19 protein-coding genes, 2 tRNA genes and 1 pseudogene are annotated in these 25,640 nt (G+C 34.9%); 17 read left to right on the forward strand and 5 right to left on the reverse strand.

Annotation, left to right across the window (positions count from 1 at the left end):
• Nucleotides 1-42 precede the first annotated feature (42 nt).
• The 4 genes from A9G32_RS06860 (at nucleotide 43) to mgtA (ending at nucleotide 8,032) form a co-directional block, all read left to right on the forward strand.
• Nucleotides 43-1,035: an SMI1/KNR4 family protein gene (locus tag A9G32_RS06860; protein ID WP_255306801.1), complete on the forward strand. Its 993-nt coding sequence runs from the start codon at nucleotides 43-45 to the stop codon at nucleotides 1,033-1,035.
• A gap of 281 nt (nucleotides 1,036-1,316) precedes the next feature.
• The gene (gene zntB / locus A9G32_RS06865; RefSeq protein WP_174798566.1) at nucleotides 1,317-2,318 is read left to right on the forward strand and encodes a zinc transporter ZntB; all 1,002 of its coding nucleotides are present in this window, start codon (nucleotides 1,317-1,319) and stop codon (nucleotides 2,316-2,318) included.
• Between the two features lie 144 nt (nucleotides 2,319-2,462).
• On the forward strand, nucleotides 2,463-4,355 hold the full coding sequence (locus A9G32_RS06870; protein WP_065589907.1) for a DNA topoisomerase III: 1,893 nt from the start codon (nucleotides 2,463-2,465) through the stop codon (nucleotides 4,353-4,355).
• Nucleotides 4,356-5,323: 968 nt separating this feature from the next.
• Nucleotides 5,324-8,032, forward strand: coding sequence for a magnesium-translocating P-type ATPase (gene mgtA, locus A9G32_RS06875; protein ID WP_065589908.1), 2,709 nt, complete (start codon nucleotides 5,324-5,326; stop codon nucleotides 8,030-8,032).
• Between the two features lie 334 nt (nucleotides 8,033-8,366).
• Here mgtA and A9G32_RS06880 read toward each other — a convergent pair whose 3' ends face one another.
• Complete coding sequence (locus tag A9G32_RS06880; protein ID WP_034914830.1) at nucleotides 8,367-8,588, reverse strand: YdcH family protein; 222 nt, start codon at nucleotides 8,586-8,588, stop codon at nucleotides 8,367-8,369.
• A 168-nt stretch (nucleotides 8,589-8,756) separates the two neighbouring features.
• Here A9G32_RS06880 and A9G32_RS06885 point away from each other — a divergent pair, with 168 nt between their 5' ends.
• Nucleotides 8,757-10,280, forward strand: a complete 1,524-nt coding sequence (locus tag A9G32_RS06885; protein WP_065589909.1) for a helicase HerA-like C-terminal domain-containing protein — start codon at nucleotides 8,757-8,759, stop codon at nucleotides 10,278-10,280.
• Between the two features lie 48 nt (nucleotides 10,281-10,328).
• A complete protein-coding gene (locus A9G32_RS06890; RefSeq protein ID WP_065589910.1) occupies nucleotides 10,329-11,414 on the forward strand; it encodes an AI-2E family transporter in 1,086 nt (361 codons plus the stop codon).
• A gap of 24 nt (nucleotides 11,415-11,438) precedes the next feature.
• On the opposite strand, the gene bcp is transcribed toward A9G32_RS06890, so the two are convergent.
• Both bcp and hemL read right to left on the reverse strand, forming a co-directional pair.
• Nucleotides 11,439-11,915 (reverse strand): thioredoxin-dependent thiol peroxidase, encoded by a 477-nt coding sequence (gene bcp, locus A9G32_RS06895; RefSeq protein WP_065559949.1) that lies wholly within the window; start codon nucleotides 11,913-11,915, stop codon nucleotides 11,439-11,441.
• A 61-nt stretch (nucleotides 11,916-11,976) separates the two neighbouring features.
• On the reverse strand, nucleotides 11,977-13,269 hold the full coding sequence (hemL, locus tag A9G32_RS06900) for a glutamate-1-semialdehyde 2,1-aminomutase (RefSeq protein ID WP_065589911.1): 1,293 nt from the start codon (nucleotides 13,267-13,269) through the stop codon (nucleotides 11,977-11,979).
• A 159-nt stretch (nucleotides 13,270-13,428) separates the two neighbouring features.
• On the opposite strand from hemL, the gene erpA reads away from it, so the two are divergent.
• From erpA to A9G32_RS06920, 4 genes are all read left to right on the forward strand, one after another.
• Nucleotides 13,429-13,767, forward strand: coding sequence for an iron-sulfur cluster insertion protein ErpA (erpA, locus tag A9G32_RS06905; protein WP_034914816.1), 339 nt, complete (start codon nucleotides 13,429-13,431; stop codon nucleotides 13,765-13,767).
• Between the two features lie 216 nt (nucleotides 13,768-13,983).
• A tRNA-Leu gene (locus A9G32_RS06910) sits at nucleotides 13,984-14,071 on the forward strand.
• A gap of 18 nt (nucleotides 14,072-14,089) precedes the next feature.
• Nucleotides 14,090-14,165: transfer RNA gene (locus A9G32_RS06915), tRNA-Gly, on the forward strand.
• A gap of 762 nt (nucleotides 14,166-14,927) precedes the next feature.
• Nucleotides 14,928-16,064 carry a hypothetical protein gene (locus tag A9G32_RS06920; RefSeq protein WP_065640659.1) on the forward strand — a complete coding sequence of 379 codons (1,137 nt, stop codon included), beginning with the start codon at nucleotides 14,928-14,930 and terminating at the stop codon, nucleotides 16,062-16,064.
• Nucleotides 16,065-16,108: 44 nt separating this feature from the next.
• Here the strand turns inward: A9G32_RS06920 and A9G32_RS13630 are convergent, their stop codons facing one another.
• A complete protein-coding gene (locus A9G32_RS13630; protein ID WP_081296780.1) occupies nucleotides 16,109-16,264 on the reverse strand; it encodes an integrase core domain-containing protein in 156 nt (51 codons plus the stop codon).
• A 776-nt stretch (nucleotides 16,265-17,040) separates the two neighbouring features.
• Between A9G32_RS13630 and A9G32_RS06925 the strand changes: the two genes are divergently transcribed.
• The 5 genes from A9G32_RS06925 (at nucleotide 17,041) to tkt (ending at nucleotide 23,343) form a co-directional block, all read left to right on the forward strand.
• Complete coding sequence (locus A9G32_RS06925; RefSeq protein WP_065589913.1) at nucleotides 17,041-17,283, forward strand: FeoA family protein; 243 nt, start codon at nucleotides 17,041-17,043, stop codon at nucleotides 17,281-17,283.
• Nucleotides 17,280-19,607, forward strand: a complete 2,328-nt coding sequence (feoB, locus tag A9G32_RS06930; protein WP_065589914.1) for a Fe(2+) transporter permease subunit FeoB — start codon at nucleotides 17,280-17,282, stop codon at nucleotides 19,605-19,607. The genes A9G32_RS06925 and feoB overlap by 4 nt, the downstream gene beginning before the upstream one ends.
• Before the next feature lie 83 nt (nucleotides 19,608-19,690).
• Nucleotides 19,691-19,927 (forward strand): FeoC-like transcriptional regulator, encoded by a 237-nt coding sequence (locus A9G32_RS06935; protein WP_065575337.1) that lies wholly within the window; start codon nucleotides 19,691-19,693, stop codon nucleotides 19,925-19,927.
• A 321-nt stretch (nucleotides 19,928-20,248) separates the two neighbouring features.
• Nucleotides 20,249-21,199, forward strand: a complete 951-nt coding sequence (tal, locus tag A9G32_RS06940; protein ID WP_065589915.1) for a transaldolase — start codon at nucleotides 20,249-20,251, stop codon at nucleotides 21,197-21,199.
• A 137-nt stretch (nucleotides 21,200-21,336) separates the two neighbouring features.
• Nucleotides 21,337-23,343, forward strand: coding sequence for a transketolase (gene tkt / locus A9G32_RS06945; RefSeq protein ID WP_065589919.1), 2,007 nt, complete (start codon nucleotides 21,337-21,339; stop codon nucleotides 23,341-23,343).
• A gap of 72 nt (nucleotides 23,344-23,415) precedes the next feature.
• On the opposite strand, the gene A9G32_RS06950 is transcribed toward tkt, so the two are convergent.
• Nucleotides 23,416-24,987: a phosphoethanolamine transferase gene (locus A9G32_RS06950; protein ID WP_081296781.1), complete on the reverse strand. Its 1,572-nt coding sequence runs from the start codon at nucleotides 24,985-24,987 to the stop codon at nucleotides 23,416-23,418.
• Nucleotides 24,988-25,086: 99 nt separating this feature from the next.
• On the opposite strand from A9G32_RS06950, the pseudogene A9G32_RS06955 reads away from it, so the two are divergent.
• Both A9G32_RS06955 and A9G32_RS06960 read left to right on the forward strand, forming a co-directional pair.
• Nucleotides 25,087-25,309, forward strand: a pseudogene (locus A9G32_RS06955) (transposase); the annotation flags it as partial.
• A 100-nt stretch (nucleotides 25,310-25,409) separates the two neighbouring features.
• The coding region (locus A9G32_RS06960) for an IS3 family transposase (protein ID WP_442902944.1) at nucleotides 25,410-25,640 on the forward strand (231 nt) is incomplete at its 3' end.

Below are 25,640 nucleotides of genomic sequence, written 5' to 3' on the forward strand. Positions count from 1 at the left end.
TAATATGATTAATATAGATAATTTTTATGACTACGAAAAAAACTGACTGATAAAGATTTAAATGCTTGTGAACAGAAGTTAGGTATCACAATTCCAGATTCTTTAAAACAGCTTTACCTTAATTGTAATGGCGGAATGGTATATAAAGATATTTGGAAAACAACTGTTCCTCCATACAAACTTCAAGTTTTTAATTTTATTCCTATAAAATATAATAAAGCATTTAAAAATGACCCAGATTTTATCATGGAAGGTATTGCCTTCAAACATTGGGACGATAAAAAGTTACCTAAGGAGCTGTTACCTTTTGCTCGCGATTTAAGCAATGGTTTTTTGTGTATAAATATTAATACTGGTGCGATATATCAATATCTCAGACTAGAATGGGACGATACGCTAAATACAGAACAAAATTTTAAAAAAAATAGCATTTATTTATCTGATTCATTAGAAAATTTTTTAAATGCTTTAACTTATGATGAAGAGCAAAGCAATGCAGAAACCGTTGAAGATGAAGATATTAAACCAAGAGCAAGTAACAAATTCTATGACTCAGAACAAGCAATTAATACCGCTGACCTAAGTGAGGTTGAAAAACTTTTAAAGATAAAAATTCCTGTTCAATTAAGACAATTTCTGTTACACCACAATGGTGGAATGCCAGAGAATAATGCTTGGCTGGATCCTGAAGGTGAATTTGAATGGGTTGCAATCCATGAGCTCATACCTGTTAAATACTATAAAAAATTTAATAATAACAAGAACTATTTAATGCCTTTCAAAGCAGCAGATTTATGGGGTAGAAAGTTATTACCGGAAACTTTTTTACCTTTTGCGATTGACGCAGGTGGTAATTATTTCTGCATCGATATTAATAATGGAAAAATATACTACTATACTCTTGACACATGGTCAGGCAATTTATCTTTAACGGATAATCAAGATAAGAGTACTCTTTTTCTATGCAATAGCTTTAATGAATTTATTTCTAAATTAGTGTGTGAAGATGATCTAGATGATTTATATGGTTTATAGATAATAGCCGTCAGGTTAATCTGCTCCCAGTTGGTATTGAAGACAATATTTATACATAAAAACTGGCTTATATTACAATACTTTCAGGTATTATGCTCCAGATATTGTCCACTTTGTTCAGCTTGATCCGTTTTAGGTTTTTAGTCAGGTTTAATCTGTGTCAGTATGAGCTTAACGGATTGGTTTTAATGCCTTAAATAAAATAATAAAACGCTAGTTGATGGCTCCAATTTAAGCTAAATTAGGTATATAATTTGAAAAAACAATAAATGAGATCGGTAATGACTAGTCAAAATAGTGTAAGTTCTATTTCTGTTTCACATCTTTTAGAAGCTAAACCAGCTTTTTGTTGTCAGTTAGATGGTAAAGGCAAAGCGCTACCACTTAATGAACAGAGTAAACCTTCAATTTCACAACCATTTTGGATTCATTTAGATTTTGCTAAACAAGAAACCATCAATTGGGTAAATAATACAAATCTAGTTCCAGATTTGATTAAAAATGAATTGCTAAAACCTAAGCAAATATCCAAGGAAATTCGTTTTGAGTCTGGTGTTTTAGTGGTTTTAAAAGGTGTTAATTTTGTTCCCAATGAGCTTCCCGATCCTATTGTTACCTTTCGTTTTTATATAACTGATAACATGATTATTTCAACACGACATCAACAAATTTCGGCTATTGCTGAATTAAAGGATCATCTAGAAAAGGGCATTGGTCCTGTAGATGTGGCGGATTGGTTGATTCAAATGTCTGATTTAATTAGTGATCAAGTTAATTTATCTTTTGATAGTGTTCACAATAAAATCATTAAGTTAGAGGAATCTGTTTTAAACCAACGTATCTTTTCTTATAAAGAAATTGGTCGAGTTCGTAAACAGTTGATCGTTTTACGCCGATTGTTATCACCACAACGCGATATTTTTGTAAAAATTTCGACTGAAAGAATATCGTGGATTGACGATAACGATCGCCAACGCTTGCATGATATTTCCTATCAACAAAATCATTATGTATCTGATATTGATAGCTGTTTATTAAGAATAGCTTCAATTATGGAACAAATTAATAGCTTCTTGGCTGAATCAACCAATAAAAGAATCTATTTAATGTCACTCTTTACCATAATTTTTACACCCATTACGTTTTTAACCAGTTTGCTTGGTGTCAATTTAGCTGGTATTCCTTTTAGTAGTGAAAGTTGGTCTTTTGTAGGATTAATATTACTACTTGTTATTATTTGTGTTATTTCAGTTATTTGGCTTAAATACAAAAAATGGTGGTAATAAAGCATCTTTAAAAAATGGATGAAAATTTATGAATGTTTATAAAGTTGGGTATAAGGATATAATTGACTTTTTATTTAAAACCATAAAATTAATACTGATTCAAACTTATCTTGTTTGAAATTTTAATGAATAATTATTCTTATGCAACCTAATCAATCTTATCGTTTATTTATTGCCGAAAAGCCCAGCTTAGCAAGGGCTATCGCTGACGTATTACCTAAACCTCTTCAAAAAGGTAATGGTTTTATTAAAGCGAGTAATGGTGATGTGGTTAGTTGGTGTATTGGTCATCTCCTTGAGCAAGCCACTCCAGAGGTTTATGATCCTCGATATAAGAAATGGGTGATTAATGATTTACCCATAGTGCCTGAAAAATGGATATTAATGCCTAAAGGCAATACAGAAAAACAATTTAATATTTTGGTAGATTTGATTAAGTCAGCAGAGCAAATAGTACATGCTGGTGACCCAGATAGGGAAGGGCAGTTACTAGTTGATGAAATTTTAAATTATTGCCAATTATCGCCAGATAAGCGCAAAGCAATTCAACGCTGTTTAATTAGTGATTTGAATGCCAGCGCTGTTGAAAAATCATTGCAACAATTACGCAACAATCAAGATTTTATTCCTTTATCAACTTCGGCATTAGCAAGGGCTAGAGCCGATTGGCTATATGGAATTAATATGAGTCGTCTTTGTACCATTGTTGGTCAAAAAAACGGTTATCGGGGGGTTTTATCAATTGGGCGAGTACAAACCCCTATTTTAGGGTTAGTGGTTAGGCGAGATTTAGAGATAGAGCAATTTGTACCTAAACCATTTTATGAAGTTTTTGCAGTGCTACAAACCAAAGATAATGAAATATTTAAAGCTAAATGGCAACCCAGCGAAGCTTGCTCGCCTTATCAGGACGAAGAAGGACGTGTTTTAGTTAAAAAATTGGCCGAAAATGTTTGTCAGCGTATTAATAAGCAATCAGGCACAATTGATAAAGTTAGTAATAAAAAGAAAGAACTTGCGCCACCAATGCCATTTAATTTATCGGCACTGCAAATTGAGATGGCTAAAAAAAATGGGCTAAGTGCCCAAGATGTGCTTGATATTTGCCAATCGTTATATGAAAAACACAAATTAATTACTTATCCAAGATCAGACTGTCGCTTTTTGCCAGAAGAACACTTAAAACAAATTACAGGTGTAAAGTCTGCCATTGAAAATAATTGTCCAGAACTACAAACCGCAATTAATAATGCTGATTATACTTTACGCACTAAAGCTTGGAATGACAAAAAAGTGGAAGCACATCACGCTATTATTCCAACGTTGCGTAAAGCTAAAATGGAAAACTTAACTGACAACGAAAAGGCGGTTTATCAAGTTGTGGCAACGCAATATTTAGCTCAATTTTATCCAGCATATAAATATGCTGAATTGCAAATTGATGTAGATATTCAAGGCGGAAAATTTATTTCTAAAGCTAACCAAATGCTTGATGAAGGTTGGAAAGTTTTATTTAGAACTAAAAACCATCAATCCCCAACCGATATGAATGACAATGAAAGTAATGGTTTATTAACTAAATTAGTTAAAAAGGGTGAAACCGTGCAATGCATTGATACTGAACTGGTTAGCAAAGAAACTCAGCCACCAAGACAATTTACTGACGCAACACTGTTGTCTGCGATGACGGGGATTGCCAGATTTGTTAAAGATCCCGAAATCAAAAAAATACTGCGTGAAACTGATGGTTTAGGTACAGAAGCAACAAGGGCAGGTATTATTGAATTGTTATTTAAACGTCAATTTTTAATTCGTCAAGGCAAAGCAATTCGCTCAACCGAGGTGGGTAAAAATCTGATTTTATCACTACCAGATATAATGTCGATGCCAGACATGACCGCCCATTGGGAATTGCAATTAAACGAAATTAGCAAAAAAGAGTTTTCGTACCAACAATTTATGTATCAACTTAATTTATCACTGTTAGATCTTGTTAATCAGTTAAAGAATGCAAGGTTGAATATTCAAGGTTAATATCTATATAAAAAACAGGATGAAATTTAATAATACTGTTCATTCTGTTTATTAATATAGCCATACTAATTAAATAATAATTTTAAGTGCTTTTTCTTTTTGTTATTTTTATGACTCGATCAAATATCAGCATATATTAATAATATTATCCAAGTTAGCCGTTTTGAGTACATTTTTCTTAAATAAATGTGATAAAAGAAATCACAAAATAATTACCAAATTGGACTGATTATTATGGAGTAATTCCGATAGTTCCCTTTAAAATATTTACGTTAGTTAATAGGGTAGCGATTGTATATTCTATTAGATAATAGGGTTATCAATTTTATATAAAGTGAAGATGAAAACGGCGATAAGTGCCGTTTTTCAACAACTGTATTTATTTTTTCGTGATATAGGTTGACTTCTAATACTTAAAGGAGTATAAAGAGCCCGCCTTTTGAGCTTTTCTTCCTTTTTTAGCTATTATGGAAGTTAAAAACGAGGGTGAAGGGAAGTTGAAATATAAAGTGAAGAGTTCAATTTACAGGAGAAATATGGACACTCAATCGGGTCACCCCAAGACTAGGGGAGACAAATTTAAACACATCATTATCGGTTAATGAACCTGTCTAAATAACCATTTTTTCAGTTCACAAACCGAAATTGATAAAACGGTAACGGTGAACGATATGTATTTTTTTACACGCTATCACACAAATTCAAAACACCAATGCGCGCAAAGTTTAATGGTGCGTGTTTTACATCTTTCAGAAAAACATTTAGAACCACCGAGTTGTATCTAAATTCTTAATTAATTCTGTTTGCTAATCAAATTTAATGCTCAGCCCAAGCTATAAGAAATAGCTTTATAGGCTACTTTTGATATGCACTAAATTTTAGTTAATCACAAAATTTAATTATTTATTGTTATTTAGTAACAATAAGTTGGCCTACTTTTGCCAAAATTATGAATATAGGTACTTATGATGACAAAAAATACATCAAAAACTAAAGCACAAAATAGTGTAGATATTAAAGCTATCAACGAAGCTCAAAGCAGTCTTGATAGTATTTTAGCTAAATTTCAATCCAGCCTTTCAGGATTAACACAAGAAAGTGCAAAGTCGAGAATTGAAACATATGGAAAAAATGAAGTTGCACGCGAAAAGGTACCATCAGTTTTAGTACAACTATTAATGGCGTTTAATAATCCATTTATATTTGTATTATTAGCGTTAGCTATTGTCAGTTTTGTGACTGATTTTTGGTTACCTTTGCAAAATGGTGAAGAGACAGATTTAACCAGTATTATCATTATTCTAACTATGGTATCACTGAGTGGATTATTGCGTTTTTGGCAGGAATTTAGATCGAACAAAGCGGCTGAGGCGTTAAAATCGATGATTCGCACAACAGCAACGGTGCTAAGACGTGCGCATAAAGATATGAGCCCAGAACGTATTGAAATTCCATTAAGTGAAATTGTTCCTGGGGATATTGTTTACTTGTCGGCTGGAGACATGATCCCAGCAGATATTCGATTGATTGAATCTCGGGATTTATTTGTTAGCCAAGCCGTATTAACAGGCGAATCAATTCCTGTTGAAAAGTACGACACATTAGGTGCTGTAACACAAAAAACATCCGATAATATCGAAACATCAAACATCAACAAAGATAATTTGCTTGATGTTAATAACATTTGTTATATGGGAACCAACGTTGTTAGTGGAACCGCCACAGCCATTGTTGTTGCAACAGGAGGGGATACTCATTTTGGCTCATTGGCAAAATCAATTGTAGGATCTCGTGCTGAAACTTCGTTTGATCGCGGTGTTAATAGTGTTAGCTGGTTGCTTATTCGCTTTATGCTAATTATGGTGCCAATTGTATTTTTTATTAATGGTTTTTCAAAAAATGATTGGGGCGATGCTGCACTTTTTGCATTAGCCGTGGCCGTTGGCTTGACGCCTGAAATGTTACCAATGATTGTGAGCGCTAATCTAGCAAAAGGCGCTGTTGGTATGGCAAAACGTAAAGTAGTTGTTAAAAGACTTAACGCAATCCAAAATTTTGGGGCGATGGATATTTTATGTACTGACAAAACGGGGACATTAACACAAGATAAAATTATTTTAGAGCATCACCTTGATATAAAAGGTCAAGTCGATTCATCTGTTTTGGAACTTGCATGGCTTAATAGTTATTATCAAAGCGGCATGAAAAACTTGATGGATAAAGCGATTATTCGTTTTGCCGAAGAAAAGACCAGCATGAAAAAGGTTGGTGTTAGCTTATACAAAAAAATTGATGAATTACCATTTGATTTTGTACGCCGACGTTTATCGGTGGTGGTACAAAATGGTGATGATAACCATTTGATGATTTGTAAAGGCGCAGTTGAAGAAATGCTGTCTATTGCCAGTTACGTTTATGAAAATGACGAATATTTACCATTAAACGATGAACGTAAACAAGCTTTGATCGCATTAGCACATGAATATAATAAAGAAGGTTTTAGAGTATTAGCCGTTGGAGTAAAAAACATTCCGGCAAGTGAAACAAAACCACAATACACCGTGCAGGACGAAACTGCGCTCGCCATTCGTGGCTTTTTAACTTTTTTAGATCCACCAAAAGAAAGCGCATTTGAAGCTATTTCGGCATTGAATGAGCATGGTGTGGGCGTTAAAGTTTTAACTGGTGATAACGAAATCATCACCATTAAAGTTTGCCGAGAAGTTGGTTTAGAACCAGGCACGCCATTACTTGGCACTGAAATTGAAAAAATGGATGATGTCGAGCTAAAAAAACAGATCGAACAGCACACTATTTTTGCAAAATTAACGCCGCTGCAAAAATCGCGAATTATTCGGTTGTTGCAAGATAATGGACATACAGTTGGTTTTTTAGGCGATGGTATTAACGATGCACCAGCACTTCGCGATGCAGATGTAGGGATTTCGGTCGATACTGCAACCGACATCGCTAAAGAATCTGCTGATATTATTTTACTTGAAAAAAGCCTAATGGTTTTAGAAGAAGGTGTAATATGTGGCCGAGAGACCTTTGGCAATATCATGAAATATCTAAACATGACAGCAAGTTCTAATTTTGGCAATATTTTTTCAGTATTGGTTGCTAGTGCGTTTCTACCATTTTTACCTATGCTAGCGATACATTTACTTATTCAAAACTTATTGTATGATATTTCACAACTCTCATTGCCATGGGACAAAATGGACAATGAATTTTTACAAAAACCACGTAAATGGAATGCGTTAAATATTAGACGTTTTATGATTTGGATTGGGCCTACATCGTCTATTTTTGATATCACAACTTATGCATTAATGTGGTTTGTATTTAGTGCTAATAGTGTTGAAGCTCAATCACTATTTCATTCAGGATGGTTTATTGAAGGGTTATTATCGCAAACTTTGGTTGTGCACATGCTAAGAACACAAAAAATTCCATTTGTGCAAAGCACGGCGGCATTTCCTGTTATTGTGATGACTTTGTTAGTTATGGCGATTGGTATTTATATTCCATTTTCTCCACTAAGTGGGTTAATTGGACTACAACCATTACCGTGGTCATACTTTCCATGGCTATTAGCAACTCTATTTAGCTATTGCTGCGTTGCACAATTAATGAAACGTATCTATATCAAACGTTTTGGACAATGGTTTTAATTAACTAATAACAGCTAAGTGATACTAATATCGCTTAGCTAATTTAAGAAGTATTTATTTAAAAAACACTAAAAATCAAAATGTTAAATATAAAATAATAACAAAGGAAATAATCTATGAAAACACCACATAAAAATTTAATTATGCTAATTAAAAGCCGAAAACAAAAAAAGCTCAAGCAAAATTAAGCCATTAAATATAAAATAGTTAGCGCAAGGATTTTAAGTTAACACACAATAAAAAACCCCAATTATTGGGGTTTTTGTTTAATTGTTTATTAGTTTGAAATAAAACGATTAATTAAAATAATTACAAGTTGTAGGTAATTAAAAGTTTAGATAATTTCAGACGCTTTTTTTAGAATTTCATGAATTTCATCTTTAATTTTAAGTTTCTGTTTTTTTAATGCCTCTATCGTTTCAGCGGTATTGACAATAATTCCAGATTCAATATTTTTAATTTTTTGGTCGAGCTCATTATGTTGGTCGAATAATTTTTGAAAACGTAAATCGGTATTTTTTAATTTGGAAATTAATTCTCGATATTCTGGAAACATAGTGCCTCCTTATATGGGCTAGTTAGAATAATAACAATAGCAGCTATTGCTAATTCAGAATACAATATTATGTGTAGTTTTAATAGAAAAATTGTTTTAATAACCAAATATATTTTTATAACAAAACTGTTTTTATTGCAGAGTAAAAAACAACAAGGGAGTTATTCCATGAGTGAGTCGATTGTAGTTGCCAAAAGTCATGGTAAAGATTTATCAATTATTGCTGCATTAGCTAATCGTCATGGTTTAATTACTGGCGCAACTGGTACAGGTAAAACAGTGACATTACAAAAAATGGCAGAAGGTTTTTCAAAAATAGGTGTACCTGTCTTTCTTGCTGATGTTAAAGGCGACCTAACTGGGATTGGTGAAAAGGGCAAATTAACTGAAAAACTACAAGCTCGTTTAGCGAGTATTGAAGTTAATAATTGGCAACCAGACTCGTCACCCATTGAATTATGGGATGTATTTGCTGAAAAAGGAATCCCCGTTCGTAGCACTGTGTCAGATATAGGGCCTATTTTGCTTGGTCAGTTACTCGATTTAAATAACGTTCAAGCAGGGGTTTTACAGTTAGTATTTAAAATTGCTGATGATAACAATTTATTATTAATTGATTTTAAAGATCTTCGAGCATTAATTCAATTTGTTGGTGATAACGCTAAAAAATTTACCACACAATATGGAAACATTTCGCTATCGTCAATTGGCGCAATTCAACGTGGATTGTTAACTCTTGAACAACAAGGTGCCGAATTTTTCCTTGGTGAACCAATGCTTAACATTCAAGATTTAATGCAAGTTAATCCTAAAGGTTACGGTATAATTAACATCTTATCGGCCGAAAAGTTATATAACTCGCCAAAATTATATTCAGTCTTTTTATTGTGGTTATTGTCAGAACTTTTTGAGCATTTGCCAGAAGTAGGTGATCTTGATAAGCCGAAACTTGTCTTCTTTTTTGACGAAGCTCACTTACTTTTTAATAACATTTCGCCTGCATTATTAGAAAAAATAGAACAAGTGGTGCGTTTAATTCGCTCTAAAGGGGTCGGGGTTTATTTTTCTTCTCAGAATCCGAGTGATATTCCTGATACAGTTTTAGGGCAATTAGGCAATCGTGTGCAACATGCCTTACGCGCATTTACCCCAAAAGATCAAAAAGCTGTAAAAGTGGCTGCCCAAACTATGCGTGCCAATCCAAGTTTTGATACTGAAAAAGCAATAATGGAATTAGGCGTTGGCGAAGCTCTTATCTCGTTTCTAGATGAAAAAGGCAGTCCAAACATGGTTGAACGTGGTTATATTATTGCACCGAGTTCAAAAATGGGACCTATGTTGCCAGAAGATCAATTAACTATTATTCGCCAATCATGTTTTTACAACAAATACGCACAAACCATAGATCGACAATCCGCTTATGAAATACTGAAAAATGGATTTTCGTTAAATAACCAATCCGATCAAAACAGCAATGGTAGCGATATAAAAAGAGACGATGATAAAAATAATAAACAAAATAATGGTGGATTGCTAAATTTTTTAAGCACACTACTTTTTGGTACTAAGGGGCCAAGAGGTGGACAACATGATGGTATCACCCAAAAAATAGCTAAAAGCGCAACAAGGCAAGTTGTTAATCAAATCGGTAAACAGATCACCCGTGGTATATTAGGTGGTTTAAAAAAATAACCAAAACGAAGTTATTACTTAAAAAGTCAGCAAAATAGGAGTATTTTAATGTTAAAAATGTTCATAGAATGGTATAAAAAACGCTTTAGCGATCCGCATGTTGTTTCGCTAATGGCTGTTATTGTTGGCTTATTTGTTATTATCTATTTTTTCAATAAAATTCTTCTACCGGTTTTAATTGCGATTGTACTATCTTATTTACTTGATAGACCGGTTAACTATCTACATAAAAAAAACATACCAAGAACACTGGCAGTTGTAATGGTGTTACTGCTTTTTTTAATGATTGTATTAGTCGGATTTATGATTTTATTACCATTAATTTGGCAACAAAGCATTAGCTTAATCACTAATATTCCAAACATGCTAAATTTTGCAAACAACTTTTTAACCACCTTGCCTGAACACTACCCTGAACTAATTGATGTTGGCTTATTCGACTCGATCATCCAAGGTATTACCAACAAAGTTGTGCAAACTGGTAATTCGTTATTGCAATTTTCCATTGTGTCTTTATTAGGGCTAGTATCTGTTGCAATTAATGGGGTATTAGTGCCCATAATGATGTTTTTTTTATTAAAGGACAAAACAAAAATATGGGGATACTGTTCAAAAATCTTGCCTAAGAACCGTACAATTTTGAACAAAGTTGCTGCTGAAATGGATATGCAAATATCCAATTATATAGTAGGCAATGTACTACATATAATTATTTTATCCATTTGTGTCTATATTCCTTTTTGGTATTTTGGTTTAGATTATGGACTTTTATTAGCAGTGCTTGTTGGATTATCTGTATTAGTGCCTTACGTTGGTATTATTATTTCAAGTATTCCGGTTGTATTAATTGCTCTATTTCAATGGGGATTAAGCGCACAATTTGGTTATTTATTGTTTTTCTATGTATTAATACAAGCATTAGATGGTAATTTATTGGTACCTTGCTTATTTTCTGAAAAACTTAATTTACATCCATTAGTTATTATTTTATCGGTAATTGTGTTTGGTGGTTTATGGGGATTTTGGGGAATATTTTTTGCAATACCTTTGGCTACATTGGTTAAAGCAATTATAAATGCATGGCCAAAATCAGACGAATTAAATACTATCAATAGCGAAGTAAAAGCAGATTAATGGTTAATCTGCTTTTAATCAGAACTATTTGCTGTGTTTTTTAAGATAGTCTAAAACTACTTCGTGATGGTTAGCGGTTTTGAAATCATCAAACACTTTTTCGATTTTACCGTCTTTGCCAATTAAAAAGCTTATACGGTGAATCCCATCGTAGGTTTTTCCCATAAACTCTTTTTCGCCCCAAGTACCAAATGCTTGAGCAACTTCATGATTTTCGTCAGAAAGCAGCGTGAAATTTAACAGCTCTTTTTCGATAAATCGAGATAACTTCTCAGGTTTATCGGTACTTATACCAAGGATCACCACATTATATTTTTTGAACTCATCAGAACAATCTCGCAAATTACATGCTTGCACAGTGCAACCAGGTGTCATCGCTTTTGGGTAAAAATAAATTAAAACACGTTTGCCTTTAAAGTCATTTAAGCCTACAAGCTCTCCATCTTGGTCTGGCAACGAAAACTGAGGTGCTTTTTCACCTTCTTTAAGTGGATTAACCATATGATTATTACCTATTTTAATAGTTTAATTTTTAATTGGAAATATAAAAAGTGCCATACATCTAAACTAAGTTATTAAAAAAACGACTTGCTGCATCAATGGTATGATTGATCTCTTTATCTGTGTGCTTAAGTGACATGAAACCAGCTTCGAAAGCTGACGGTGCAAAATAAACACCTTCATTTAGCATATGATGATAGAATTTCTTAAATAATTCAACATTACACTGCATCACATCTTGATAAGTGGTTACTTCAGAAGCAGTTGTAAAGAATAATCCAAACATCCCTCCTACATAATTCAACACTAACGGCACATTATGCTTTTTAGCTACCGATAATAAACCATCAGCAAGCGATGCGGTTTTATCTTTTAACTCTTGATAGATTCCAACTTCCATTAACTTGGTTAACGTTGTGTAACCCGCTGCCATTGCAACGGGGTTACCTGAAAGCGTTCCAGCTTGGTATATTGGACCAGTTGGTGCTAATTGCATCATAATATCTGCACGACCACCAAACGCTCCAACAGGCATACCTCCACCAATAATTTTGCCTAAACAAGTTAAATCGGGCACAACATCATAATAATCTTGAGCTCCGCCCAGTGCGACTCGAAAGCCTGTCATCACTTCGTCAATGATTAATAACGTACCATACTTATCGCAAAGTGCTCGTAAACCGTGCAGAAACTCTTTTTGAGCTGGCACGCAATTCATATTGCCCGCAACTGGCTCAATAATGATGGCGGCAATTTGGTCGGGATATTGCTCAAATTGTTTTTTTACCGATTCTAAATTATTATAATCACAAACTAATGTATGCTTAACAAAATCATCAGGTACACCTGGTGAAGTTGGGTGACCAAAAGTAAGGGCACCAGACCCCGCTTTAACTAACAAATAATCAGCATGACCGTGATAACAGCCTTCAAATTTAATAATCTTATCACGTCCAGTAAAACCACGAGCAACACGGATGGCACTCATGGTTGCTTCAGTTCCCGAATTTACCATACGCACCATTTCAATTGAAGGCATTAATTGAGTGACCAAATTAGCAACTTTGGTTTCAATTTCGGTTGGTGCACCATAACTCAAACCGTTATGAACAGCGTTAATTACCGCATTGGCTACATCGGGGTCATTGTGTCCAAGGATCATCGGCCCCCAAGAACCAACATAATCAATATAGGCTCTTTCGTCCACATCATAAATATACGCACCGTTTGCATGCTCGATAAATAAAGGTGAGCCACCAACGCCATTAAAGGCGCGAACAGGCGAATTAACGCCACCAGGCATAACTGATTGAGCCTGATGATAAAGTTTTTCTGATTTGAAATTGTTTAGCATAATCGAGATAATCTCTCTAGAAAATTTTGTTGTATTTATTCATAAAATCAAAATAAATTCAAGCTAACTATGAGAAATTTATTTAATAGAAGTTTTCTATTTTGTATTTTCATTTAGCAAAGGTATATAATGCAAAGATCAATATATTAGGAGAAGAATATGAGCGATGCTTTACCGATTAACTTTACTGATGCTGCAGCCAACAAAGTAAAATCATTAGTCACTGAAGAAGAGAACCCAAACCTAAAATTAAGGGTGTATATAACAGGCGGTGGTTGTAGTGGATTTCAGTATGGTTTTACTTTCGATGAAAAGGTAAACGAAGATGACTTAGCTATTGAAAAAAATGGTGTATCTTTAGTTATCGATCCCATGAGTTTACAATATCTAGTTGGCGGCACTATCGATTATGTAGAGGGTTTACAAGGCTCTCGTTTTGTGGTTGATAATCCCAATGCAACAACAACATGCGGTTGCGGTTCATCTTTCAGTGTTTAAGCCATATTTAAGTTTTAAAAATATCAATAACGTTATGGGAAGATAATAAACCATAACTTTAACTTTAATTTTTATAGAAAGATTAATAAAAGCCATAAAAAGTGACAAACATTGAGCAGTTAAACAATAATTTTTAATTTTTAGTTGACGGCAAAATTAAGATGGGTAAAATGCACAGCATTCGAAACGCAATTACCTTTTGGTAATAAGTTTTGAGCCCGGGTGGTGAAATCGGTAGACACAAGGGATTTAAAATCCCTCGGCCTTTTTGGCCGTGCGAGTTCAAGTCTCGCCCCGGGCACCACTAACAAACAACTCTCATGCGGGAATAGCTCAGTTGGTAGAGCACGACCTTGCCAAGGTCGGGGTCGCGAGTTCGAACCTCGTTTCCCGCTCCAATAAAACATCTATTTAGTATAAAAGTAAATTTATATCCCATAGTGTGTTAACTAACGAAAGTTATTAGTTGTGTGCAAGGCACAAAAAACACAGCAAAAACATTGTAATAAAAACAGAAATTAGCTAATAATTACTTAAATTAAGTAAAATAAAAAACTTCAATAAAATCAATAGTCTACCTGAGCTATTTTAGAGGAAACACACAACACGGCAAGGTTAATTTACCTATCTTTTAACTGTGTCGGAGTGCTTTGCTGATAGACTGAGGGTAGCACGCCAAATAGGACTGTTTGGCGAGTTTGTGCTTTGTTAGGGATGCCAATTTATCAGTAACAATTTGGCACTTCTGAGCAAAGCAAATAGGCTTAAAAAAGGCGAATATCATAATGATTTGAGTAAATCATGCCGATGGTTAAGAGCGAGCGTGGGCGTTGGGTACCGTAGTTTATATTTTGTAGCCATGTGATTTGTAAGATGTTACGCTCAAAATTCTTAAATTAAACGTTATCACCAATATCAGTTATTCCGACAAAATTCAAAAGCTATAAAGATAACACCCTATTTTAATTATAAAATTAACCTATCTATAAAGTTGAATTGTTTTATCTTTACATTTCTTTACAAAAAATCTGCTAAAAAACTAGCCAACTATTTTATAAATGGTTATACTTTTATCGCTGTAGGAAAACAAGCTTATTAAATAAGCGAGTAATTATAAAAAATCGAAATAAAACAAAATATTACTTGACACGAGGAACGTAATGCATTATCATTTTAGACACAAGACACAAGACACAAGACACAAGCACTGGCAAACCTATGTCTTAAATTTATCAAATAATCCTATTCGACGAGTTTTTACACAAAACTTATTTATATCTTCGAAATTATCACTCAAATCACCTAAAACAGCTTTGCTAGTATTAGCATTGTTATTATTGTCATCTTCATCGAATTTACAGGCATTGAATGGTAAAATAGCTCGAGCGGATAATCGTAGTGATGCGATAATTTTACCTTCAACGGTAGTTGCAGTTATTGATTATGTAAGGCCGAATCTACACCCGAGTACGAGCTTATACGCAGGCCCAGCTGACATATGGAATCCTAAGAAGGGCTTTTTAGTTCAATCAATCAATCCTGAATCATACAGCCTAAATTTTCCGACCACAGGTGCGCATAATTTATATTTTGATTTACTCATAACTGGAGATATAGAAGAATTGACATGGGAACCAGTCACGCATGAGGGAATTACTGCAACAGTGACAAATGTTGTAGCTAATAATGACTATTGGATTCCTTATGAGGATTTGGGGCAAGTTGTAGCACGTGTTAAGCTAACAGGTCCAGAGGCAAGAAATCAATGGGATAATCCTCATCCCAACAGAATTGCTAAGCCAAGGTTACCGCAGACGTTTGAGTTAGTGGGTAGAGATATATATGGCGTTGAGGTAGTAAAATATGGGTTTGTGTTGAGGCAGTGGTTCGTCAGTCGGTGGGAGGGTTTTAGTCGTTATAGTAACCAGTTAGCATGGTGTAATGGTTTGGGTTACCGCATGCCGAGGGTAAGGGATTTTACCAATGCGAAGTGTGGTATGGAATCCGTAAATGGCGTAGATGCTGAATTCCCATGTAAAAATGGCGTAGATGGCGCCACGCCGTTGTCACGAGGTAATTGGTCCATGCGTTACATAGGCGCTGGCTTTTTCACGGAGTGGGGCAACATGGACCGCTACGCTGATGCGGGCTTCGTCCACCTGGGCTTCTGGACGAGCGAGACGGCAGGTAGCAACCAGCTCTATGTCAGCGCGCTCGGCGGCTACGTCGACAACCTCAGTCCCAGCCCCCACCTCGCTGGCATCTACTACAACAGTGCCCTTTGCTCCGCACCTTAGCTTTTAGCATTTAGTTCTTAATCTGTATGAAAACGCCGAGTTGTTTACACTTCATAATTAAAATAATCCTCTAAAGACTCATAAGGCGTTTTGCCTGAAATCGCTTTATGGGGTTTAATGGTATTATAAAAATTAATAAAGCGTTTAAGTTTTTGTTTTCTATCTTTTGAATCGCTAAATATTTGCCGATTATGCCACATCGCAATTCAAAGTTTGTATCACTCTTTCGGCTTTCACATCGGTTTGACAGGTTGGATTGGTACATTTTTGCTTGATACAGCGATTATCACGCAGTTTATCTAAACAAATATTTATCTAACAAACAAAGACTGTCCAATTTTTGTCAAAAAGTTTCAGGAAAACACCGTGTTTAAGTAAAAAAACAAAAAAATCATGTTAATACTAGAAAATAATTTTTCTAGTTTGCTGTTTCGTTTGATTTATAAGTAAAGATAAACCTTTGGTATCAACCTGTAGCATTTTGCTTGGATAGGTTTTGTAATAGCGTTTAGCCAAATCAATGGCCGTCGTTTTTTCTTTATGATATAAACGCCATATCGCTTGCTGGTGATAAAGCGCTAATTTTGTTTTTTACGACTAATTATTACAGTAGTTTCTCAAATTACCGTAAACAATATTAGTAATATCCTACACATAAGACATCAAATAATATGATGCCTATTGAATTAAAAACACGAAAACAGGCAGCTTAATTTTCTACGTGAGAGTGTACTAAGTTTGGGGTATTTACATCGTGAGTATTTATTTTACCTATTTAGAAACACAACACAGCGAAGGTTTGAGTTTGTATTTTTTATTGTTTAATTATATTTACTATTTTTTTACTGTTTATTTATTTTTGTTGAGAATAATTCGCATTTTTACACTAAAAATAACTTCATTTCTTTCTAAAATATGTATTTTTAATTTTATATGATTATTTATATCAGCACTGTTGTCATTTTTAGGAAGCGTAATGTCATTTTTTACTCTTAACCAGTTACCTTTAGGCCACGAGGCGGTTATTACTAGGTTGTTACCCGAATCGTTACCTTTTCGTCGAAAGTTACTTGCAATGGGGATTACACCAGGGTGTAAGGTTCTGGTTGTGCGAGTTGCACCATTTGGTGATCCGATTGAAATTAAAATGCGTGGATTTTGGCTTTGTTTGCGTCGTAAAGAAGCACAAGCTATTGAAGTTATGGAGGTAAGTAAATGAAGATAGCATTAATTGGTAACCCTAACTGTGGTAAGACGACATTATTTAATTTATTAACTGGCTCAAAGCAACGTGTAGGAAATTGGCCTGGAGTGACTGTTGAACGTAAGACAGGTGTTTTTACTTATCATAATGCACAATATGAAGTCGTTGATTTGCCTGGTACATATTCGATCGAACCAGACCCACTTAGTGTTTCACAAGATGAGCTTATCGCACGTCAGTTTGTGTTGTCTGATAGTGATAGTGTTATTATTAATATTATGGATGCAACTAATTTGCAACGTAGTCTGTATTTAACTTGTCAGTTAATTGATTTGCAAGTGCCAATGATTGTTGTATTAAATATGATGGATGCAGTTAAAGCCATGGGCGAACAGATTAATGTTGATATGTTGTCAACACTGTTAGGTTGCCCTGTTGTGGCATTATCATCAACCCAAAAAATGGGGCTATCGTGCTTTTATCAACAAATCGAAAACATGGTAATCACGCCACAAGTAGCTCAACCGTCGATTGATTTGCTTGGCGATGATCAGCAAGCGGTGATTAATCGTTGTATTTGTGAGTTACCAGATGATAGTGTTGTGCATCAATTCAATCGTTGGCAATTGATGGATGCGTTATTAGATGATTCGCGTTATAACTTACTCGAATGCGAAAAAGAGATGTTTGCAAACTGCCGTTCATTGCTTGCAAAATGGTGTGATAATGAAATTGATGTGGCGCTTGCTAGTGCACGTTATGATACGATTGATACAATTTGTAAGAAAGTGATTGATAAACCACGTGAACTTAGTCGTCGATTTTCAGATATATTGGATAATATTACTTTAGGGCGTATTACTGGTATTCCGTTCTTTTTACTCGCAATGTATGCCATGTTTATGCTAGCAATTAATTTTGGGGCTGTGTTTATTGATTTTTTTGATGTGCTGTGTGGTACTATCTTTGTCGATGGCACAACGCAGTTACTTCATGCTATCAATGCACCGAATTGGCTTACGGCTGTTTTAGCTAATGGGATTGGCCGCGGCATTCAAACTGTTTCAACTTTTATTCCTGTCATTGGGGCGATGTTTTTTTGTTTATCTTTTTTGGAAGATTCTGGTTATTTGGCGCGAGCAGCAATGGTAATCGATCGGCTGATGCGTTGCATTGGTTTGCCGGGAAAAGCATTTGTGCCAATGTTAGTGGGATTCGGTTGTGGTGTGCCAGCCATTATGGGCACGCGAACGTTAGAAAGTACACGTGATCGTATTATGTCGATCTGTATGATTCCTTTTATGTCATGTGGAGCAAGATTGCCGGTGTATGCTTTATTCGCAGTGATATTTTTCCCTAAAAATGCTTCTTTAGTGGTGTTTGCCTTATATTTGCTTGGTGTAGTTGTGGCAATGATAACCGGATTTATACTTAAATTTACGCTATTAAAAGGTTCATTAACACCGTTTATTATGGAAATGCCAGTGTATCGTATTCCGACTTTAAGTAGTCTAATTAGTTTAACTTGGCAACGTTTAAAGTCGTTTATTTTTAAAGCAGGTAAAGCCATTGTGTTGATGGTAACAATATTAAGTATGCTTAATTCATGGGGGAGTGATGGTTCGTTTAGACACGAAAGTTCGCAGGACTCTATGCTTTCTGTTGTTAGCCAAACAATCACACCAGCATTTGCACCAATGGGGATTAAACACGATAATTGGCCCGCAACGGTGGGAATTTTTACGGGTATTTTTGCTAAGGAGTCGGTGATTGCAACGCTTAATTCGCTTTATTCGATGGGCGATGACAATGAGCAAGCAACCAAGTCATTTGATTTATCACAAGGGATTGTAGATGCGTTGGCAACGATTCCTAAGAATTTAGTTGATCTATCAGATGCAGTATTAGATCCACTAGGGTTTAATACAGTTTCACAAAATATTGATTCACTTCAGTCTGATTTGGATGTAAATTCGGTAACAATTTCTCAAATCAAGGGCGCTTTTGGTTCGTCTTCGAATGCGATGAGTTATTTGATCTTCATTTTACTTTATACACCTTGTGCTGCTGCATTAGGAGCTGTGTACCGAGAGGCTGGTTTTAGATGGATGATATTTGTGGCAATTTGGACTTTTACTATCGCATGGCTAACAGCAACGATTTATTATCAATTTACTTTGCTTGGGCATTCTACTATGGCAGGTTGGTGGCTTTTGGGATGTAGTGTATTTATTGTTGTAGCACTATTGTTTATGCGTACTTTAGGGCGATATTCATCATTTAACCAACAAACGGAACCGAATCTACAACAGTGTAAAGAATCATCATGCTGTCAGTAAGTAGCTGGCTAGCTAATTTGTAAAAATATAGATAGAGAAAAGATTTGTGATTTTTCTGTAACTTTAATTATCGGATTATTGCTATGTTAATAACGTCGATTCGTGATTATGTACAATTAAAAGGCCGTGTACCATTGCAAGATGTTGCACGCCATTTTCGTTTACCTGAAAGTGCAGCTGAGCAGATGTTAGGGTTTTGGATTAAAAAAGGGATGATAAAGCTCATAGTACAAGATCAGCTATTGTTTTGCCAAACTAATAAGTGTCACTCTTGTTCAAACTGTCACTTAGCTGGTAATGTTGAATATGTTTGGGTTTAATTGAATCATGAATCAGTAACTTTTTACATTTATAATGTGTTGTCAATTATTTTGTTGCATCATAGATAAATGATGCTAATTAACGCTGATTTGATTTTGTGATTAAATTCACAAAATTAATTTTATTTGTATGGATAAGCTAGCAAACATGGATAAGTGATTCTATATTATCAAAGTCTGAGGCTACATTTTATGTTTTCAGCCTATCTGATTTTTGACAACAAGATAGATTAATGACCACCTCATGACAAAGTCGTTTTATTGTTGAATAAATGTTATTATACTTTCATTATAGTAAAACGTTGTATGAGGATAAAATGTATGAGTCAATTAGATGAATTTAAAAAATTAACTGTAGTGGTAGCCGATACTGGTGATATCGATTCTATTAAGCAGTTTTCCCCCGAAGATGCAACAACCAATCCTTCCCTCGTTTTGAAAGCAGCGCAACTTCCTCAATATCGTTATTTAATTGATTCTGCAGTTGAAACTGCGAAAAAAATTGGTGGCAGTAAAGAACAACAATTAGTTAATGCGTGTGATCAGGTTGCAGTTAATATTGGCGCCGAAATTTTAAAAACAGTTCCTGGTCGTATTTCGACCGAAGTGGATGCCCGTTTGTCTTTTGATAAACAAGGATGTATTGAAAAGGCACGTAAAATTATTGCACTTTATGAAGAAAAGGGTATCGATAAGTCACATATCTTAATTAAAATTGCTTCAACTTGGGAAGGTATTAAAGCGGCTGAAGTGCTAGAAAAAGAAGGGATAAACTGTAATTTAACTTTGCTATTTTCGTTCGCACAAGCACGTGCTTGTGCTGAAGTAAATGCATTTTTAATTTCGCCTTTTGTGGGCCGAATCTATGATTGGTATCAAGCTAAAAAATCAATCGAACCTTATGTTGCGGATGAAGATCCGGGCGTAATTTCTGTGCGTAATATCTTTAATTATTATAAACAACACGGTTATAAAACTATTGTTATGGGGGCTAGCTTCCGTAAGGTCGATCAGATTTTAGCATTAGCAGGTTGTGATAGATTAACTATTTCGCCTAATCTATTAGCCGAAATGCAACAATCAAATGCGCCTGTTGTACAGAAGCTCAATCCAAATCAAACCGTAGTTGCTCGTCCTGCGCCAATGACTGAGGCCGAATTTAGATGGCAACATAATAGCGATGCTATGGCAGTTGAAAAATTAGCCGAAGGGATTCGTGCTTTTGCCGTTGACCAAGGCAAATTAGAAGACATGATTAGCGCATTGTTATAATCGTATAAAACAATTGGGGAGTATGCTCCCCATTTTTATGCTATTTTCTTTCGTTAATTTAAATAACGATTTTGCAAGTGATGTTAACCTTGCAGGTATTAACAAATTTAAACTCAAAATTTTTTGGAGATGATGACATGAATGCAACCACACTATCTCACCGCGAACTGGCGAATGCGATAAGGGCATTAAGCATGGATGGCGTGCAAAAAGCAAAATCAGGCCATCCTGGTGCGCCAATGGGTATGGCGGATATGGCCGAAGTACTTTGGCGTGGCTTTTTAAAACACAATCCAACCAATCCTAAATGGGCTGATCGTGACCGCTTTGTTTTATCAAATGGTCATGCATCTATGTTGATTTATAGCCTATTGCATTTAACTGGTTATGATGTGACGATTGATGATCTTAAAAATTTCCGTCAGTTGCATTCAAAAACTGCAGGACACCCTGAATATGGTTATGTGCCAGGTGTCGAAACAACCACAGGTCCACTTGGGCAAGGTATTGCCAATGCTGTAGGTATGGCAATTGCAGAAAGAACATTAGCGGCACAATTTAATAAAGCAGGTCATACAATTGTTGATCACCATACTTATGTGTTTATGGGCGATGGTTGTATGATGGAAGGAATATCGCACGAAGTGTGTTCATTAGCAGGCACGTTAAAGCTAGGTAAACTAATTGCATTTTATGACGATAATGGAATTTCAATCGACGGTGAGGTAGAAGGTTGGTTTACTGATGATACCGCAAAACGTTTTGAATCTTATGGTTGGCATGTTATTCGTGGTATTGATGGGCATGACGCTAAAGCCTTAAAACAAGCGATTGAACAAGCGCAAGCAGTAAGTGATAAACCATCACTACTAATGTGTAAAACGGTAATTGGTTTTGGTTCGCCAAATAAAGCAGGTAGCCATGAAAGTCATGGTGCACCTTTAGGTGATGCTGAAATTGAAGCAACCCGTAAATCATTAGGTTGGAATTATCCTGCTTTTGAAATTCCTAAAGATTATTATGATGCTTGGGATGCGAAAGCAAAAGGTAAACAAGTAGAAGATGAATGGAATGCTCGTTTTGATGCTTATGCTAAGGTCTATCCTGAATTAGCGAAAGAATTCAAACGTCGTGTTAATGGTGATTTGCCAGCAAATTGGTCTCAAATCACTAACGATGTAGTGAATAAACTACAAGAAAATCCAGCAACTATTGCAACTCGTAAAGCATCTCAAAATGCTATCGAAGCATTTGCGCCAGCTTTACCTGAATTTTTAGGTGGTTCAGCAGATTTAGCACCAAGTAACTTAACCATGTGGTCAGGCTCTAAAGAAATTTTAGCTAATGCTGATGGTAACTATATCCATTATGGTGTGCGTGAGTTTGGTATGTCAGCAATCATGAACGGTATTGCCTTACATGGCGGATTTATTCCTTATGGTGCAACATTCTTAATGTTTATGGAGTACGCACGCAATGCTATTCGTATGGCTGCGTTAATGAAAATCCGTTCATTATTTGTTTATACACATGATTCAATTGGCTTGGGTGAAGATGGCCCAACGCATCAACCTGTTGAACAAATGGCAAGCTTACGTGTTACACCAAATGTGAGTACTTGGCGCCCATGTGACCAAGTGGAGTCAGCTATTGCTTGGCAGTATGGTATTGAGCGCAAAGATGGTCCAACTGCATTAATCTTCTCAAGACAGAATTTAAAACAACAAGAACGTACAGCTGAACAATTAGCCAATGTCTATCGAGGCGGTTATATCTTAAATGATTGTACTGGTACTCCAGAGTTGATAATTATTGCTACTGGTTCAGAAGTAGAACTTGCAGTTGAAGCTTATCATCAACTCACACAAGCAGGTAAAAAAGTGCGAGTTGTGTCAATGCCATCAACTGATGCGTTTGACAAACAAGATAGCACTTATAGAGAGTCAGTATTGCCATCATCAGTGACAGCTCGCCTAGCTATTGAAGCTGGTATCAGCGATTACTGGTATAAATATGTTGGTCTTAACGGCAAAGTCGTTGGCATGACAAGCTTTGGTGAGTCAGGTCCAGCTGATCAACTATTTAAAGCATTCGGCTTTACTGTTGAAAATGTAATAGCTCAGGCAAATAGTTTATTAAAATAATAATAGAATAATTATCAATCAAATGCCATCTGATCTAATGATGGCATTTTATATCTGTCTATGATTATAAACCTAATAGGGATTAGGATCTTTTTTTAGTTTATCAAATTGATATAATTTATTGCTATCCCAGTCTTTAACTTCGATGTTTTGTTGTTCTGGTATTTGAGAAAGTTCGTTTTCCATATAATTATGGTTTACGTCTAATTTTATACCCATCCAGTTACTCAATAGATAAACTAATTGGAATCCCGATACTTGTTTATTAATTTTTTGCTGGGGTGTTTTATCTGAATCAAAAAAGATAAATGGGACACGATAACTATCTTGATATTCTGAATTGTGTCTTAAGTCATTATGTTGATCTGCATGCGCAAGCCCATGATCTGCAAAGTAAACAACTGAATAATCTTGATTATATTTTTTTAGTATATTGATAGTTTGTGCAATAAGATCATCTGTTTCTTTAATACTACTAACATAACATGATATATTTTTACTATTCAGATCAAACTGCACATTAAATTCTAATCGTTTACAAAAATGAGGATGAGAGCCAATTAGATGCATGACAATAAGTTTTGGTTTATTGCTTTCTTTTAATAAAATATTGTCCAGTTCGGGTAATAATAAAGTATCATGTTTTCCTCTCGATGATTTACCATTATATTCACCTTTTTTAGTGTAAAATGAATGTTGTGCATAAGAGGCAATACGAGGTACCGTAATTTCAATTGTGCCTAATTTACCTTGATTTGAAAGCCAATAAGTTTCAAATCCTGCCTCATTAGCAATGCTAACAATATTATTATTTAGTTGTGCATTCACTTTTTTGTCGTCTAAAAAGATTGATTGACTAATTAAATGTGGAATTGATGATTGGGTAATTGGTGCTGGTGATATTAATCCATCCCAAATAATGCTGGCTTGGGTGCGAGCAAAGGGAGTATTGTCAAGTTTAAAACCATAAGCGCTCATATAGTCTTTACGAACACTTTCGCCAATAATAATAATATAGTTCTTTTTTTGAGGATTAATAGATAAAATTGGGATAGTATTTGTTTGCTCAATTTGTTTTAATTGTTCTTGTTTTTCTTGAAAATAAAGTTTTGCACTATCGTAAAATGAGAGAGAAAACTCAAAAATAGGATACTTTAAGTTATTCAATAAAGTAGTTGATATTGTATTGAAAGAATTTGGATTATGTTTTATTACAGCTTTAATTGGTCTATAAAAACATAGCCCTAATACAAAAATAAGTAAATAGAAATTGTTAGTTTTTGGAAATGAAAATCTTTTAAATAATATAATAAAAATTAATGCTAAGATTAGAGGAGCAAAATAAAAATAAACTGATAGTTGTGAACAGAATTCCGTTATTTCTTCAAAATCTGTTTCAGCAATAGCACTAATTACGGCAACATTAGGTGGACCATAATAAAATCCAATAGGAAAATAGATAGCAGCTATTACAAACCAAATGCAGAAAAAGATTCGAAAAAAAGTAAGTCGAGCTAAAAAAGTAAGAGAAAAGTAAGTTAGAAATATGCGATCAAATCTTTGCTCGTAACCTAATAAGTAAACAAGCAAAATAGAAAGACAAAGACACACTCCATGTGAAAGTATATTTTCTTTTTTTATCATAGTAACTATATTTATTATATCAATTTTGTAACTATCCCCTAAAATAGTACAGCAAAAAAGTAGAAAATTCTCTATGATAAAAGAAAAGGGGATTTAATTATGAAAAAAATGACTGAACATCAAATCGTCGCTATTTTAAAAGAAGCTGAAGCGGGTATTCCGGTTAAAGAACTGTGCCGTAAATATGGCATGGGTAATTCAACTTTCTATAAATGGCGAGAAAAATACGGCGGAATGGAAACTTCGGATATCAAACGCTTAAAGGAGCTGGAGGCTGAAAATCGCAAGCTTAAGCAGATGTTTGCCGAACTGAGCTTAAAATCCCAGCTGCAGGAAGAAATAATAAAAAAGCTTTAGTGCCCACAAAGGCACGTAAAACGTGGGCACAGCAACTACAACAAAATCATTCAGTTACTATTGCTATGAGTTGTGCCATTGTTGGCTTAAGCCGTTGTGCTTACTATTATCAACCTAAGTTACAGGATGATTCGGTGATTGTTTCGGTATTGAATGCTATCACAGACCGGCATTTACGCTGGGGCTTTCCTAAATGTTTTAATCGTATCAAAAAGCTCGGCTATAAATGGAATCATAAACGGGTGTATCGGGTGTATTGCCAATTAAAGCTTAATCTCAGGATAAAGCGTAAACAG

It is taken from the genome of Gilliamella sp. Gris3-2, assembly GCF_001690345.1.
In the GTDB taxonomy this organism is placed as follows: domain Bacteria; phylum Pseudomonadota; class Gammaproteobacteria; order Enterobacterales; family Orbaceae; genus Gilliamella; species Gilliamella bombi.